The sequence below is a fragment of the Curtobacterium sp. 1544 genome (genome assembly GCF_040544915.1).
GTDB classification, from domain to species: Bacteria; Actinomycetota; Actinomycetes; order Actinomycetales; family Microbacteriaceae; genus Curtobacterium; species Curtobacterium pusillum_C.
Genome location: NZ_JBEPKX010000012.1, coordinates 61,554 through 74,929 on the forward strand (window position 1 = coordinate 61,554; position 13,376 = coordinate 74,929).

Genomic DNA, 13,376 nt, shown 5'->3' on the forward strand with positions numbered 1-13,376 from the left:
CGCCCGGGTTCAGAGCGGCCCGCGGTTCTGCAGCCAGGCGGCCGGATCGGCGGGGGTGCCGCCGATGATGACCTCGAAGTGCAGGTGCGAACCGGTGGAGACGCCGGTGTTGCCGACGGCGCCGATCCGCTGGCCGGCGGTGACGGTCTGACCGACACGGACGCCGATCTGCGACAGGTGGCCGTACCGGGTCTGGGAGCCGTCGCCGTGCTGCAGGAGGACCTGGTTGCCGTACCCGCCGGACACCCCGGCGGAGACCACGCGCCCGGACATCGCCGCGACGACGGTCGTGCCGGTGGGGGCGGCGAAGTCGAGTCCCTGGTGGTTCGTCGAGCACGCACCACACCCCCGCACCCAGCGCGATCCGAAGCCACCCGCTGCCGGGATCGACCCGGCGACCGGGCGCACGGACGACGCCCCGGAGCCCTCCGACGGCGCTGCCGGATGGACCGCGGGTGCCGTACGGACGGGGACCTTCCCGATGGCGAACGTGTCCCGCTCGACCGTGATCGAGGTGCCGGCCGACGCGGTGTACTGCTGCGGGTCGAGCGCGGGGAGCATGCCCTGCGGCGTCGACGCCATCGCGGTCTGCGGGGTCGCGACGGACACGAACAGGCACGCGACCACGGCCGTGGCCGTGATCGGCACGGCCTTCGCCGAGGCTACGGCGCTGCCGAGGGTGCGAAGCGGGAGTGTGATGGCCTGCGTGACGGCTCGGCCGAGGTCGCCGGGCCCGGGCGTCCGGGACTCGGGACGGAGCGCACGGCGTGAGGACGGTGCGGGGGCCGCTTGCGCAGGGGTGGAGACCGGGACGGCGGGAGTGCGCACCGCCGCCCCGGTGGCTTCGTGGGTGACCGCACCGGCGGTCACGGTGGGCGAGACGACAGGGACGACGGGCCGCTGGGGCTGCTCGGCGCGCTGAGCCGCGGCCGTGGTGGTCTCCGCCGCGGCTTCGGCCGCACTGCGGGCGCGCCGGGTGAGCGGGACCTCAGGCGCGTCGGTGCCGGGGGCAGCCGTGGTGTTCGCCGCGTGCCGGGCTGCGCCGCGTGGGCGCATCGGCAAGTGGTCCGTCGTCGTGGTCATCGGGTTCGCGGTGTTCGATCAGGCGCGGACGACGCCGTCGCAGGCGATGCGCTCGAGCTCGGTCGCGACGGCGTCGACGACGGCTCGGGTGATCGCGTCGGCCACGGCCTCGACCAGGACGAGCTGCTCGGCGCTCACGCGGTGCTCGGTCGCCATCGCGGTGGCGACGCGGCCGGGGATCTCGTCGATCGCCGCGACGAGGGCAGCGGGGACGAGGAGGGATTCCTGCGCCGCGACCGGGGCCGACATCGGCGAGGTCGGGGCGGGCGTGAACGTCGCCCGGGCGACGGTCGGCGCCGGCACGGACTGCACCGTGGTCCGTGTTGCGGATGCGGTCGCGGGCACGGCACGCTCGGTGCGGCGGGCGATGGAGTCGAAGAGCGGCGTGGAGGACATGCTGCTTGCCTTCCGATCAGGTGTCTGGACGATCCGTTCTCGGGCGGATCGCGGCGGGGTGTACCCGTAGGCACACCACTATTCAAACACTGATATTTCGAATGTGCAATAGCAAGTGGTCACGTACGCTGTGGTCAGCGCGTCAATCCGGTTCGACGGCCTCGGTCGGGTCGTCGCGCCGGAGGGCCTGCCGGACCCGCTCGACGATCGTCGCGGGCGGGTTGTTGTACGCGTTCGCGGGCTCCTGGCCGCTGAGTTCCTGGATCGCCGCCATCACGGCATCGGTGGCGTGTCGACGTGCACGCCCGGAGGACGCCTCGCCGTAACCGGAGAGGTCGAGCGGCTTCCCGAACTCGATCGTGACCTTCGCGAGCTTCGGGATCCGGGATCCGACGGGCTGGACGTCCTCGGTGCCGGTGAGGGCGACGGGCACCACGGGAGCGCCACTGGTCAGCGCGAGCCAGGCCACGCCCGTCCGGCCCTTGTACAGGCGGCCGTCGAGGGAGCGGGTGCCCTCGGGGTAGATCGCGAACGCCTCCCCCGCCTCGAGCCGCTCGAGTCCGAGGTCCAGGGCGTGCTGCGCCGCCGAACCCGCGCCGCGCTCGACCCCGATCGCGCCGATGCCGCCGAAGAACGCCCGCGACACGGCTCCGCGCAGGCCCGTGCCCGTGAAGTACTCCTGCTTCGCGAGGAACGACACCTTCCGCGGCGCCATGAGCGTGATCGCCGGGGAGTCGATGAACGAGCGGTGGTTGCTCGCGAGGATCACCGGGCCGCGCTTCGGGACGTTCTTCCGGCCGATGATCCGCGGACGCCACAGCATGCGGGCGAGCGGCGTCACCACCGCGCGGCTCAGCGTGGTGGTGAACTTGGTCGAACCGGACACCCGGGCCTCCTCGTGACGGGAGGTTCCGAGTGTAGTGATCACACTCGCGGTCGCATGCCCGCTGCGGAATGTGTCGGTCAGTCCGCCGCTGCGACCACGTCGAGCACGGCACGGCCGTAGCGCTCGAGCTTCGTGCCGCCGACGCCGGAGATCTCGGCGAGTTGGTCTTCGTCCGCAGGCTTGACCGCCGCGATCCCCCGCAGGGTGGCGTCGTTGAACACGACGTACGCGGGGACACCCTGCTCGCGGGCCTGCGCCGCACGCCAGGCACGGAGCGCCTCGAACAGGCCAAGGGCCTCCTGTGGAATGTCCGTCACGACGGTCCGGCGGGAGCGACTCGCGCGTGGAGCCTTCACCGGGTCGCGGCGCATCCGGACGACGACCTTGCCGCCGAGGACGTCGGCGCTCGTCGGGCTGAGCACGATGGTGCCGAAGCCGTCACCCGAGACGGCGGCGTAGCCCTGCGCGAGCAGCTGCCTGGCGACCGCGCGCCACTCTGCGTCGCCGAGGTCGCTGCCGATGCCGAACGTGGCGAGAGACTCGTGTCGGAGCTCCTGCACGCGCGGCGACTGCTTGCCGACCAGGATGTCGACGAGGTGCGAGACGCCGTACCGCTGACCACGCTCGCGGTCGAGGCGCACCACGGTGGACAGCAGCTTCTGCGCCGGCACCGTGCCGTCCCAGGACTCGGGCGGGGCGATGCACGTGTCGCAGTTGCCGCAGGCGGTGCTGTCCTGCCCGAAGTACGCGAGCAGGCGCACCCGTCGGCACTCGATCGTCTCGCACAGGGCGAGCATGGCGTCGAGGTGGGCGCTGAGCTGCCGGCGGTGTGCGGCGTCGCCCTCGGACTGGTCGATCATCCGACGCTGCTGCACGACGTCGTTCAGGCCGTACGCGAGCCACGCGGTCGAGGGCAGTCCGTCACGGCCGGCGCGACCGGTCTCCTGGTAGTAGCCCTCCACCGACTTCGGCAGGTCCAGGTGCGCCACGAACCGGACGTCCGGCTTGTCGATGCCCATGCCGAACGCGATGGTGGCGACCATGACGATGCCGTCCTCGCGCAGGAACGTGGACTGGTTGCGTTCCCGCACCTTGGCGTCGAGACCGGCGTGGTACGGCAGCGCCGGGATGCCCTGGTCGGCGAGGGCGGCCGCCGTGCGCTCGACCGAGTTGCGGGACAGGCAGTAGACGATGCCCGCGTCGCCGCTGTGCTCCGTCCGGATGAAGGTGAGCAGCTGCTGCAACGCGCCGGTCTTCGGCTCGATGCGGTACTGGATGTTCGGCCGGTCGAAGTCGGCCACGAAGTGCGCGGCGTCGTCGAGGCCGAGCCGGGCGGAGATCTCGCGGTGGGTCTGCGGCGTCGCCGTGGCGGTCAGGGCGATGCGCGGCACCGTCGGCCAGCGCTCGTGCAGGACGCTGAGCTCGAGGTAGTCCGGGCGGAAGTCGTGGCCCCACTGGGCCACGCAGTGCGCCTCGTCGATGGCGAACAGGGCGATCTGCGCACGGTCGAGCAACGCGCGGGTGGACTCGAGCCGGAGCCGTTCCGGCGCGAGGTACAGCATGTCGACCTCGCCCGACACGACCGCACGCTCGACCCGCGCACGCTCGTCCGGCCCCTGCGTGGAGTTGAGGAACGCGGCCTTGACGCCGTTCGCCGCGAGGGCGTCGACCTGGTCCTGCATGAGCGCGATGAGCGGTGAGACGACCACGCCGACGCCGTCCCGCACGAGCGCGGGCACCTGGTAGCAGAGCGACTTGCCGCCACCGGTCGGCATCAGGACGAGCGCGTCCCCGCCGGAGACGACCTGGTCGATGATCGACGCCTGCTCGCCCCGGAAGTCGTCGTAGCCCCACACGCGGTGCAGCACGTCGAGCGCCGCGGCACGCGAAGCAGACACGGCAGCGGGCGCGGGCGTGGTGCTCATGCCACGAGCCTACGGGCGACCGGCGACACCCACGACGTTGTCCACAGGCTCCGCCGACGCGTTGCCGGACCCGGCCACGTCGTCGGGGCCGGCCGGCGCGTCCACCCAGCCCGTGCCTCCAGGCCGGAGCCACCGGGAGCCGCCTGCCCAGGCCGGGGCCACACCGCGGAACCGCGGCGCCTGGCGACCGGCGAAGCGCCGGTCCAGGTGCCGCCACTTGGCGAGCAGCTCGACCATGCCCCAGTACGCGAGCGAGGTCCCGAGGGTGATGAGCCAGCCGCCGACGGTGCCGTTGGCGTCCTGCGACGAGAGGTCGATCTTCGACCAGCCCGGCGCCTGCACCACGAAGATCATGATGTTGTTGAAGGCGTGCTGCAGGACGGTGGCCTCGAGGCCACCGGTCCGCAGCACGATGATCGCGGCGATCAGGCCGAACGAACCGACGTCGAGGATGCCCCACACGTTGTAGCCGTTCGGGATGTGCAGCAGCGCGAACACCACCGTCGAGACGGCGACGGCGACGACCGTGCCGAGGACCCGCACCGGGATCCACGAGCCGATGGTCTGCATGAGGAAGCCGCGGAAGATGTACTCCTCCGCCGCGCCCTGGAACGGAACGAGCAGCAGGACGAGCACGATCGTGACCGTCAGCGTGCCGACCGACACCGTCGACTGACCGATCGCGCCGTGGTCCCACCCGAAGCCGCCCTCGAAGGTGAACATGCCGCCGGTCTGGACCAGGAACATGATCACGGAGATCACGAGCGTCGGGAGGAGGCACCACGCCGCCCAGGCCCAGCGCACGCGGAAGCGCGTCGACGACAGGATGCCCGCCGGGCCGAGACGCGCGATCCGCACCGCGAGCAGGACGCCGGGCAGCAGGATCACGAGCGACACGAGGCTCAGCGAGAGGGTCAGCGGGTCGGTCGGGTCGAGGGCACCGCTCTGCAGGTCGTCGAGCAGGTCCATCACCCCGGACTCGCCTTTGATGACGGCGAGCGGGATGAAGTACGCGATCGTGATGACGAACTGGGACGCGATGTACCAGCCCGCGAGGAACGCCAGCGCAACGAGCGGACGCCACCACCTCCAGCGTGCGTCGACGCGGGGCAGGCGGTGGTAGGGAACGCTCACGCCGTGCAGGCTACCGGGCCGGGCAGGATGGGAGCCGTGGGGCGGCGGGTCGGGGTGGTCGCTGGCGTGGGCGGTGTCCGCGGCCCGAGACTCGGGCTGAGCGACAGTTCTCGGGCGTTCCGGCACGAAGAGTGTCGCCCAGCGCGAGACTCGGGCGGGTCGCGAGTCGGCGGACGCGCGTCAGGCGTCGGGGATGAGGCGCTTGCCGAGCGAGACCGTTCGGTCGTCCGTGTAGCCGAGGGACTCGTAGAACCCGATGACCTGCTCGTTGCCGGCGCGCACCTGCAGGTTGAGCTTCGGGCAGCCGAGGTCCGTCAGCAGCCGCTCGAACTCGGACATGAACGCACGGCCGAGTCCGGAGCCCTGCAGGTCCGGCCGCACGGCGAGGTAGTTCACCCAGCCCCGGTGCCCGTCGAACCCGGCCATCCCAGCGCCGACGACCGGGCGGGCCGGGTCGTCGGCGTCCTCGGCGACGAGGAACAGCTCGGGCTGCACCGAGAGCTTGCGGGCGATGTCGCGTCGGGGGTCGTTCCACGGACGCACGAGACCGCACGCCTCCCACAGGGCGACGACGGACTCGGTGTCGGCGGGCGTGAAAGCGCGGAGGACGTGCTGCATCTCCACACGGTAACGGTGCTGTGGAGAACCTCGTCACGGAGGCGCCGTCGTGATCTGATAGACCTGTCCGACCACCCCATCCGGATCAGGAGCCCCGTGACCGCACACGAGACACTCCCGTCGCGTCGATCAGGCCGCGACGGCGACGGTCGATCCGCGCGTCCGGCGCCGCGCCGTCGCCAGACCGTCGGTGGCGCGATCGTCTCGCTCATCGCCGAGCTGCTCATCATCGCGGGTGCCGGCACCGGGCTCTACGTGGTGTGGACGGCGTGGTGGACCGACGTCGTCGCGGTGAACGCGCAGACGAAGCTCGTCGACGGGCTCGGGCAGAAGGACACCTCCGGGACCGGTACCGAGCACCGCGGCCCGGCGCCCGTGCTCGCCGAGCCACCGAACGTGACCGACGTCTTCGGCACGATGCAGATCCCCCGCTTCGGCAAGGACTACGACCGCCCCATCGGCGAGGGCACGGACCGTGAGAAGGTCCTCAACACGATCGGCCTCGGCCACTACCAGGACACCGCGATGCCGGGCGCCGAGGGCAACTTCGCCGTCGCCGGACATCGCGTCACCTACGGCAAGCCGCTCAACCAGATCGCGGAGCTCAAGACCGGGGACGACATCGTCGTGCGGGTCACCGACGCCAAGACGAAGTTCGACGTCTGGTACGTGTACAAGGTCACCGACTCGCAGATCGTCACGCCGGACCACGTCGAGACGATCGCTCCGGTGCCGAACAAGCCCGGCGTCGAACCGACGGCCAGTGACCGCTGGCTGACCCTGACCGCGTGCCACCCGATGTGGTCGGCGAAGGAGCGGTACGTCACCCACGCAAAGCTCGACTACTGGATGCCCGCGTCGGAGGGCACCCCGAAGGAACTCTCGGAGACGACGAAGTGATCTTTCCGTTCGTCTGGCGGATCCTGCCCGGACCCACCGCGCTCAAGGTGATCGAGCTGCTCGTGCTGCTCGCCGCGATCGTCTTCGTCCTCTTCACGTGGGTGTTCCCGTGGGTCGCGGCGGACATCCTGCCGCCGCCGGACGGCACGGTGGACGTCACCCCGTCCCCCTGACCCGCGAGGCGGATGCGGGGCCCGAGCGATCCAGCAGTGTGCGAGGTCCCGCCCACGGTGGGACGCCGATCGCCTCGCACAATGCGCGGACCCTCGCACACTGCGCCGCGCCGCGCGCCGCGCGCGTGCGTGCGTGCGCCGCGTGCGTGCCCGCGCGTCAGACCGTGGTCGTCACGCGTGAGCCGCCGTCGGCCGTCCGGCGCACGGCGATCCGCTCCGGGATCCGCTGCTTCAGTTCCTCGACGTGACTGACGATCCCGACCTGACGCCCACCGGCCGTCAGTCGTGAAAGCTGACCGATGACGTCGTCGAGCGTCTCCGGGTCGAGCGTGCCGAAGCCTTCGTCGACGAACAACGTGCCGAGGGAGACACCGCCGGCCTCGGCCTGCACGACATCGGCGAGCCCGAGCGCCAGGCACAGTGACACCGTGAACGTCTCACCGCCGGACAGGCTGCGCGGGTCACGAACGGTGTCGGTCGTCTGGTCGTGCACGGCGAGCGCGAGTCCGGTGCGGCGTGCGCGTGAGCCCGACTCCCGCTCGTCGGAGGTCTCGAGGGTGAACCGGCCGGCGAGCATCGCCCGGAGCCGGTCGTTCGCCGCCGCCACGACGTCCTCGAAGCGCCGCATGAGCACGTAGGTGCCGAGCGTGATGCCGCTCGGGTTCACCGAGGGCGCCCCCGCCGCGATGTCCGCGAGCCGGACCACCGCACGGCTGCGCGCCGAGGTGTCGTCGCGCGCCCGGACGGCGGCGGCGAGGTCGGCGGCGCACTGCTCGGAAGCGGCAGCGCGGTCGCCGGCGGAGGTCGCGAGTCGGGTCGCGTCGTCCGCTGCGACCGCGGTCTGCTCGCGCGCGGCACGGGCACCGTCGAGGTCGAGTCGTTCCCGGTCGTCGTCGGCAGCGGCGACCACGGCGGCGTCGGCGAGCCCTGCGTCGACGACCGCACGCTCGCGGTCCGCCTCGGCGACCTCGTCCCGGAGGCGCTCGGCGGACGCCCGGTCGAGCACGCCCGCACGGGCGTCCGCGACGTCGTCGAACTCCTGCTCGGCGAGGACCCGTTGGACGTCGGCCGCCCGGTCGTGCACGGCCTCGGCTGCGGTGGCGGCGCGGGCGTCTGCCTGCGCCACCGCATCGAGCCGGGCGACGAGGGCGTCGAGCTGCTCGACACCCGTCTGCAGATCATCGGGGACGTCGTCGAGGTGCGCGGCGACCCGTGCGACGCCCTGCTGCACGAGTGCGGTGTCTGCCGCCACGCGCTCTCCGTCGGCCGCGACCGATCCGGCGAGGACCGCGCGCTCGGCATCGACCTCGTTGCGCTGCCGCTCGAGGGCTCGGGTCTGCTCGTCGTGCGCGGCCCGCTGCTGTTCCAGCGTGCGGACCAGCACGGCGGCGTCGTGCGCGGCCTGCACGCGTGCCGCAGCGGCGGCGGCCAACGCGTCGATCGTGACCGCGTCGGTGTCGCCGAGCGCCTGGACGAGGCGTTCCAGCGCCGCACGTTCGACCGCGAGCGTCGCGGCGGCGTCGGACAGGTCCTGCTCGGCACGACGTGCGACGGCACCCGCAGCCTCGATCGCCTCGGTCGTGGGGTGGTCGTCCTGCGGCGTCGCGACCACCGGGTGTTCGGTCGCGCCGCACACCGGGCACGGGTCCCCCGGGGCCAGCGCGGCGCCGAGCTCTCCGGCGAGCCCGGCGATCCGACGCTCACGGAGCTGCTGCTCCGCGCGGACCCGATCGAGCGCGGTGGCACCGGCGTCGGTCTTGGCCTGTTCGGCGCGGCGGACACGGCGGTCCGCCTCGCCGCGCGCCGTCAGGTCGGCACGCAGCTGGTCGATCCGCTCGACCTCGACCCGAGCGGCTTCGGCTCCGGCGGCGAGTGCTGCGGCGGCGCGGGCGTCCTCGACGATCCTGGAGCGCTCGGCGGGGCGGGCCTCGAGCGCGGTGTCGAGTTCGGCGAGCCGCACGACGAGCTGCTCCCCCCGTCCCACCGCGTCGGCGATCGTCCGACGTCGGCCCGGGAGCGCACGTTCGACGGCGACGAGATGTCGGACCTCGGCGAGGGACTCCGCGGCGGCAGCACGCTCCCGGGCGAGATCCTCCGCTCCGCTCGTGACGGCGTGCCGAGCGCGGAGTGCCTCGGCGTCGGCCGTCGCCTGGGCCGACCGGGTCCGGGCCGCGTCGAGGCCGTCCGCGACGGCGACGACGCGGGCGGCCCGCTCGCCGAGCGCCAGACGGGTCCGGGCCGCGTCGACCCGCGGGGCGTGCTGCTCGAGCGCCGCCCGACGCCCGAGGAGCGCCGCCCGCCGGTCGAGGGCTGCCGCACGTGTGGTGACGGCCTGCTCGTGGGCCGCGGCGGCGGTCGCCGCCGCCGAGGCCGTCGCGCGTGCTGCCTCGGCGGCGTCGGCGACCGAGCGGAGCGTGGCCACCGTCGTCGGGACCTCGGACTCCTCCGGGTCATCGGTGCCCGAGGCCTGGGCGAAGCGGTTCAGGGCGTCCCGCACGCGGGCGTCGGCGCCGTCGACCTCGGCCTGCACCGCTCGGCGCCGGGCGGCGAGCTCCTCGGCGGTCCGGTCGTAGACCTGCGTGCCGAACAAGGACTGCAGGAGCTTCCGGCGCTCTTCGCCCGGGGACCGCAGGAAGCGTGCGAACTCACCCTGCGGCAGCACCACGGTCTGCAGGAACTGGGCTTTGTCGAGCCCGACGATCCGAGCGATCTCGGCACCCACCTCGGGGATGCGGGACGACACCGGTTCGCCCGCGACGTCGGCCGGACCGACGAGCCGGAACAGCTGCGCCGCTGCCTGCTGCTTGACCGTGCCGGTCCCCCGCTGCTTGGGGCGGTCGTACTGCGGGGAGCGCCGGACCCGGTAGACGCCGGCACCGGTCTCGAAGACGAGCTCGACGTACGGCTCGACCGCGGGGTCGGCGTGCTGGCTGTGCAGCCGGTCGTTGCTGGCGTCGGCACCGGCGAGCCCGCCGTACAGGGCGAACACCACGGCATCGATGATCGTCGACTTGCCGGAGCCCGTCGGCCCCTCGAGCAGGAACACCCCCGATGCAGCGAGCGCGGCGAAGTCGATCGACACGAGCTCCGGGTAGGGCCCGATCGCACGGAGTTCGAGACGGTGCAGGTACATCAGCGGTCCCCCTCGCGCTGCAGGGCGAGGGCCGCGGCCTCGTACGCCTCGGTCAGGATCGCGCGGTCGTCGTCGTCCGGCGCCGCACCGGTGGCGAAGGAGACGAAGTCGGCCGCGACCTCGACCGGGTCGGACGTCGCGGTGACGGCACGTGCGGCGGCGCGTTCGCCGCGGTCGGCCGGCTCGTGGGTGATCGCGAGGGCGAACGGGAAGTGGTCCTTCACCCGCGCGTACATCCGCTCGGGGTGCACGGAGTCGGTCACGGCCACGCGGACCCAGGCGTCCGACGCCGACCGGAACGCACCGGACTCGACGTCGTCGATCGTGCCGCGGACGTCGACGAGCCGGCGGGGCACCGGCGCCGGCACGAGCTCGACCGTGACCGTTCCGGAGGCATCGAGGTCGACGACCGTCACCGACTTCTGCTGGTTCGGCTCACCGAACGAGAACGCCAGGGGCGACCCGGCGTACCGGATCCGGTCGCCGTCGCCCACGCGCTGCGGACCGTGCAGGTGCCCGAGCGCCACGTAGTCGACCCCGTCGAACACCGACTCGGCCACCCGGTCGACCCCGCCGACGCGGATGTCCTGTTCGCTGTCGCTCGGCTCGGTGCCGCCGACGAAGGCGTGCGCCACGACGACGCTGCGCGTACCCGGACGCCCGGCGAGGTCGGCGCGGACGCGGTCCATCGCGGCGCCGACGACGGCCTGGTGCGACCGGGCGAGCGGTTCGTCGGGCACGGCGGCGAGGGCGTACCGCGTGAGGTCGGGGTGGAGGTACGGGATGCCGTAGACGGCCACCGGACCATCGGCGTCGTCGACGAGCACGGGGGTGGCGATGCCGGCGGGTTCGGCGAGGATCCGGACGCGCGCGCCCATCACCCTGGCGCCGAACCCCAGCCGCGCGGCGGAGTCGTGGTTGCCGGGCGTCAGGACCACCGTGGTGGTCTCGGCGAGGCGCTCGAGCGCGTGGGAGAGCATCCGGACGGCGTGCACCGGCGGGATCGCACGGTCGTACACGTCCCCCGCGATGACGACGAGGTCGACCGCGCGCGCCCGCACCAGGTCGACGAGCCAGTCCAGGAACGCCGCCTGGTGCTCGAGCAGGTCGGCACCCAGCAGCGTGCGGCCGAGGTGCCAGTCGCCGGTGTGCAGGATGCGCATGCCGCCACGGTAGCGCCGGCCGCGGACATCCCCGGACGCCCCGCGGTCGCCTGTGGAGAACTTGCCGACGTCAGCCGCAGCTGAGGTTCGTGCCGATGAGCGCGGTCTGGATGCGTGCCGTCGCGGTGCTGGTCGACACCCAGTTCCCGAGGTAGTTGACCCGGAGCGTGACGGTGTACGCCTGCCCGAGCGGGAGCAGTCCGGAACCGACCACCCGCACCGGTGTCGTCGTGCCGGTCGCGAGCACGGTCGTGCCGTTCATCACCGAGAACGACGTCGCCGCAGATCCCCCGTACGCGAACGCGATGTTCACGGAGCCGTCGCCGTTCGGCGAGCACACGAGCGTGGTCGCCTCCGGCACCGTCAGGGCACCGAAGGACAGCGCGGTGGTCGTCGTCCTGGACCACGGCGCTGCGACGGCCTGTGCGGGGAGGAGCACACCGGCACCACCGGCGACGACGAGCGCGGCGGCCGCCGCGCCGAGCCGGCGGACCCGCCGTGCGCGTCGCTCCCGTCGACGTGCGGCGCGGCGGCTGGCGGGTTCGGGGTCGTGGACGGTGGGAGCGACGGCCTGGAGGCGCGTGGCGGCGCCGTCCCGCGCCTCCAGGCCGTCATCGGTACCGTCCTCACCCTCGTCACCGTCGGTGCCGTCGGTGCCGTCGGCCGCGACGAGTCGCCGCAGCGACCCGTCGATCGTGCACAGGGCGAGCACCGCGAAGAGCCCGAGCGCGAGCATGCCGGTCTTGGCCCACTCGCCCTGCCGGATCCACAGGACCGGCGCCCCGACGAACGGCACGCGCAGGAACGCGACCCCGTGCACGGCGGACTGCTCGATCGGTGTCGAGTCCTGCTGCGGGTTGGCGTCGCCCTTCGTGATCAGGGTGCCGCGGGGGCCGTCCTCGACGTAGCGGTGCATGCGCAGGTGCCCGGGCTGGTCCGGGTCGTCGGCGAGCAGGATCTTGCCCGTCCTGACCTCGCCGGCCGAGACCGGACGCGAGACGACCACGTCGCCCGGGGTGAGCCGCGGCTCCATCGACCCGGTCATCACCGTCGTCGGCTGCCAGCCGATGACGGCGGGCGCGGCGGCCCAGAGCGCGAGCCCGAGCAGGGTCGCGACGACCCCGCGGGCGAGCGTGGCGACGACGACGCGCCCCCAGTCGACGGCGTCGCGGAGCACGTCGTGCGGTGTGGGACCACCGTGCACTTCGATGCTGACCATGACTGCCTTCGACCGGGGGCGCGTTGACGGAGGGTGACGGACGGGACCGCGTCGGGCCCGGTCCCGGACGTCACCAGCGAGCGGGGACGGACCCCGGCTCAGCTGTTCTGGGCCTCCCAGGTGAGGCCGATCGACGCGGTGCCGCCCTGCACCGTGTTCGGCGCGGTGCTCGAGACCGTGTAGGTGAAGCGGTAGACGCGCGACTCGGACGCGGACCCGGTCGGGGCCCACGTGCCGAGGCCGGTCGCGAAGTTGGTCGAGCCGGTGCCGAACGCGGCGAGCGTGCCGTTGTAGAGCGTGCCGCTGGTCGACGCCGGCGTGAAGCCCGTGCACGAGCCGAAGCCGCCGCCGGTGCCCTGCTCGACCTGCAGGTTGATGTTGCCGGCGAGGTTGTTCGTGGTGGCGGGGTTCGTGCCGTACAGCTTCACCGTCGAGGCGAGCGACCCGGTCGAGGTGACGGTGATGCAGTTCGCGCCGGTCGAACCGGGCTTGAGGCCCGTCGCGGTGAACAGCGCCGTGTTGTTGTCGTCGTCGGTCAGGGCGACGCTGCCGGCCGTCCAGTTGCTCGTCGGGTTCACGGTGGTGGCCGAGAACGCCGAGTACGACGCGGTCGAGACGACGACACCCGAGGCCACGAGTGCGGCGGGGATGGCGATCCAGGCGGCGAGACGAGCGGCGCGAGGGGTGACACGGGACATGACGGAGCTCCTGATCCATGGTGCGACGGGCCCGCGGTGGTTGGCCGC

12 protein-coding genes are annotated in these 13,376 nt (G+C 72.9%); 2 read left to right on the forward strand and 10 right to left on the reverse strand.

What is annotated here, in order from left to right; genetic code table 11:
* Positions 1-9 precede the first annotated feature (9 nt).
* The 6 genes from ABIC61_RS09345 to ABIC61_RS09370 form a co-directional block, all read right to left on the reverse strand.
* Entirely contained in the window at positions 10-1,083 is a 1,074-nt protein-coding gene (locus tag ABIC61_RS09345) for a M23 family metallopeptidase (RefSeq protein ID WP_354029682.1), read from the reverse strand.
* A gap of 18 nt (positions 1,084-1,101) precedes the next feature.
* Positions 1,102-1,479: a hypothetical protein gene (locus tag ABIC61_RS09350; RefSeq protein ID WP_354029683.1), complete on the reverse strand. Its 378-nt coding sequence runs from the start codon at positions 1,477-1,479 to the stop codon at positions 1,102-1,104.
* A gap of 142 nt (positions 1,480-1,621) precedes the next feature.
* A complete protein-coding gene (locus ABIC61_RS09355; protein ID WP_144756050.1) occupies positions 1,622-2,365 on the reverse strand; it encodes a lysophospholipid acyltransferase family protein in 744 nt (247 codons plus the stop codon).
* Positions 2,366-2,442: 77 nt separating this feature from the next.
* On the reverse strand, positions 2,443-4,290 hold the full coding sequence (recQ, locus tag ABIC61_RS09360; protein ID WP_354029684.1) for a DNA helicase RecQ: 1,848 nt from the start codon (positions 4,288-4,290) through the stop codon (positions 2,443-2,445).
* A gap of 9 nt (positions 4,291-4,299) precedes the next feature.
* Positions 4,300-5,424 carry a CPBP family intramembrane glutamic endopeptidase gene (locus ABIC61_RS09365; protein WP_354029685.1) on the reverse strand — a complete coding sequence of 375 codons (1,125 nt, stop codon included), beginning with the start codon at positions 5,422-5,424 and terminating at the stop codon, positions 4,300-4,302.
* Between the two features lie 180 nt (positions 5,425-5,604).
* Entirely contained in the window at positions 5,605-6,042 is a 438-nt protein-coding gene (locus tag ABIC61_RS09370) for a GNAT family acetyltransferase (RefSeq protein WP_144756057.1), read from the reverse strand.
* A gap of 96 nt (positions 6,043-6,138) precedes the next feature.
* On the opposite strand from ABIC61_RS09370, the gene ABIC61_RS09375 reads away from it, so the two are divergent.
* Together ABIC61_RS09375 and ABIC61_RS09380 are read left to right on the forward strand one after the other, a co-directional pair.
* Entirely contained in the window at positions 6,139-6,942 is an 804-nt protein-coding gene (locus tag ABIC61_RS09375; protein ID WP_354029686.1) for a class E sortase, read from the forward strand.
* Positions 6,939-7,115 carry a hypothetical protein gene (locus tag ABIC61_RS09380; RefSeq protein WP_186322092.1) on the forward strand — a complete coding sequence of 59 codons (177 nt, stop codon included), beginning with the start codon at positions 6,939-6,941 and terminating at the stop codon, positions 7,113-7,115. Before ABIC61_RS09375 ends, ABIC61_RS09380 begins: the two co-directional genes overlap by 4 nt.
* Positions 7,116-7,272: 157 nt before the next feature.
* On the opposite strand, the gene ABIC61_RS09385 is transcribed toward ABIC61_RS09380, so the two are convergent.
* From ABIC61_RS09385 to ABIC61_RS09400, 4 genes are all read right to left on the reverse strand, one after another.
* Complete coding sequence (locus ABIC61_RS09385) at positions 7,273-10,248, reverse strand: AAA family ATPase (RefSeq protein ID WP_354029687.1); 2,976 nt, start codon at positions 10,246-10,248, stop codon at positions 7,273-7,275.
* Positions 10,248-11,411 carry a metallophosphoesterase family protein gene (locus ABIC61_RS09390; protein ID WP_354029688.1) on the reverse strand — a complete coding sequence of 388 codons (1,164 nt, stop codon included), beginning with the start codon at positions 11,409-11,411 and terminating at the stop codon, positions 10,248-10,250. Before ABIC61_RS09390 ends, ABIC61_RS09385 begins: the two co-directional genes overlap by 1 nt.
* Positions 11,412-11,481: 70 nt before the next feature.
* Complete coding sequence (locus tag ABIC61_RS09395; RefSeq protein WP_354029689.1) at positions 11,482-12,630, reverse strand: S24/S26 family peptidase; 1,149 nt, start codon at positions 12,628-12,630, stop codon at positions 11,482-11,484.
* 98 nt (positions 12,631-12,728) lie between these two features.
* Positions 12,729-13,328, reverse strand: a complete 600-nt coding sequence (locus ABIC61_RS09400; protein WP_144756069.1) for a hypothetical protein — start codon at positions 13,326-13,328, stop codon at positions 12,729-12,731.
* Between the last annotated feature and the right edge of the window lie 48 nt (positions 13,329-13,376).

Excerpts from the sequence above, each read along its gene's own strand:
- recQ (WP_354029684.1), bottom strand. The coding sequence starts at position 4,290 with ATGAGCACCACGCCCGCGCCCGCTGCCGTGTCTGCTTCGCGTGCCGCG.
- ABIC61_RS09350 (WP_354029683.1), bottom strand. The coding sequence starts at position 1,479 with ATGTCCTCCACGCCGCTCTTCGACTCCATCGCCCGCCGCACCGAGCGT.
- ABIC61_RS09395 (WP_354029689.1), bottom strand. The coding sequence starts at position 12,630 with ATGGTCAGCATCGAAGTGCACGGTGGTCCCACACCGCACGACGTGCTC.
- ABIC61_RS09390 (WP_354029688.1), bottom strand. The coding sequence starts at position 11,411 with ATGCGCATCCTGCACACCGGCGACTGGCACCTCGGCCGCACGCTGCTG.
- ABIC61_RS09370 (WP_144756057.1), bottom strand. The coding sequence starts at position 6,042 with ATGCAGCACGTCCTCCGCGCTTTCACGCCCGCCGACACCGAGTCCGTC.
- ABIC61_RS09345 (WP_354029682.1), bottom strand. The coding sequence starts at position 1,083 with ATGACCACGACGACGGACCACTTGCCGATGCGCCCACGCGGCGCAGCC.
- ABIC61_RS09400 (WP_144756069.1), bottom strand. The coding sequence starts at position 13,328 with ATGTCCCGTGTCACCCCTCGCGCCGCTCGTCTCGCCGCCTGGATCGCC.
- ABIC61_RS09385 (WP_354029687.1), bottom strand. The coding sequence starts at position 10,248 with ATGTACCTGCACCGTCTCGAACTCCGTGCGATCGGGCCCTACCCGGAG.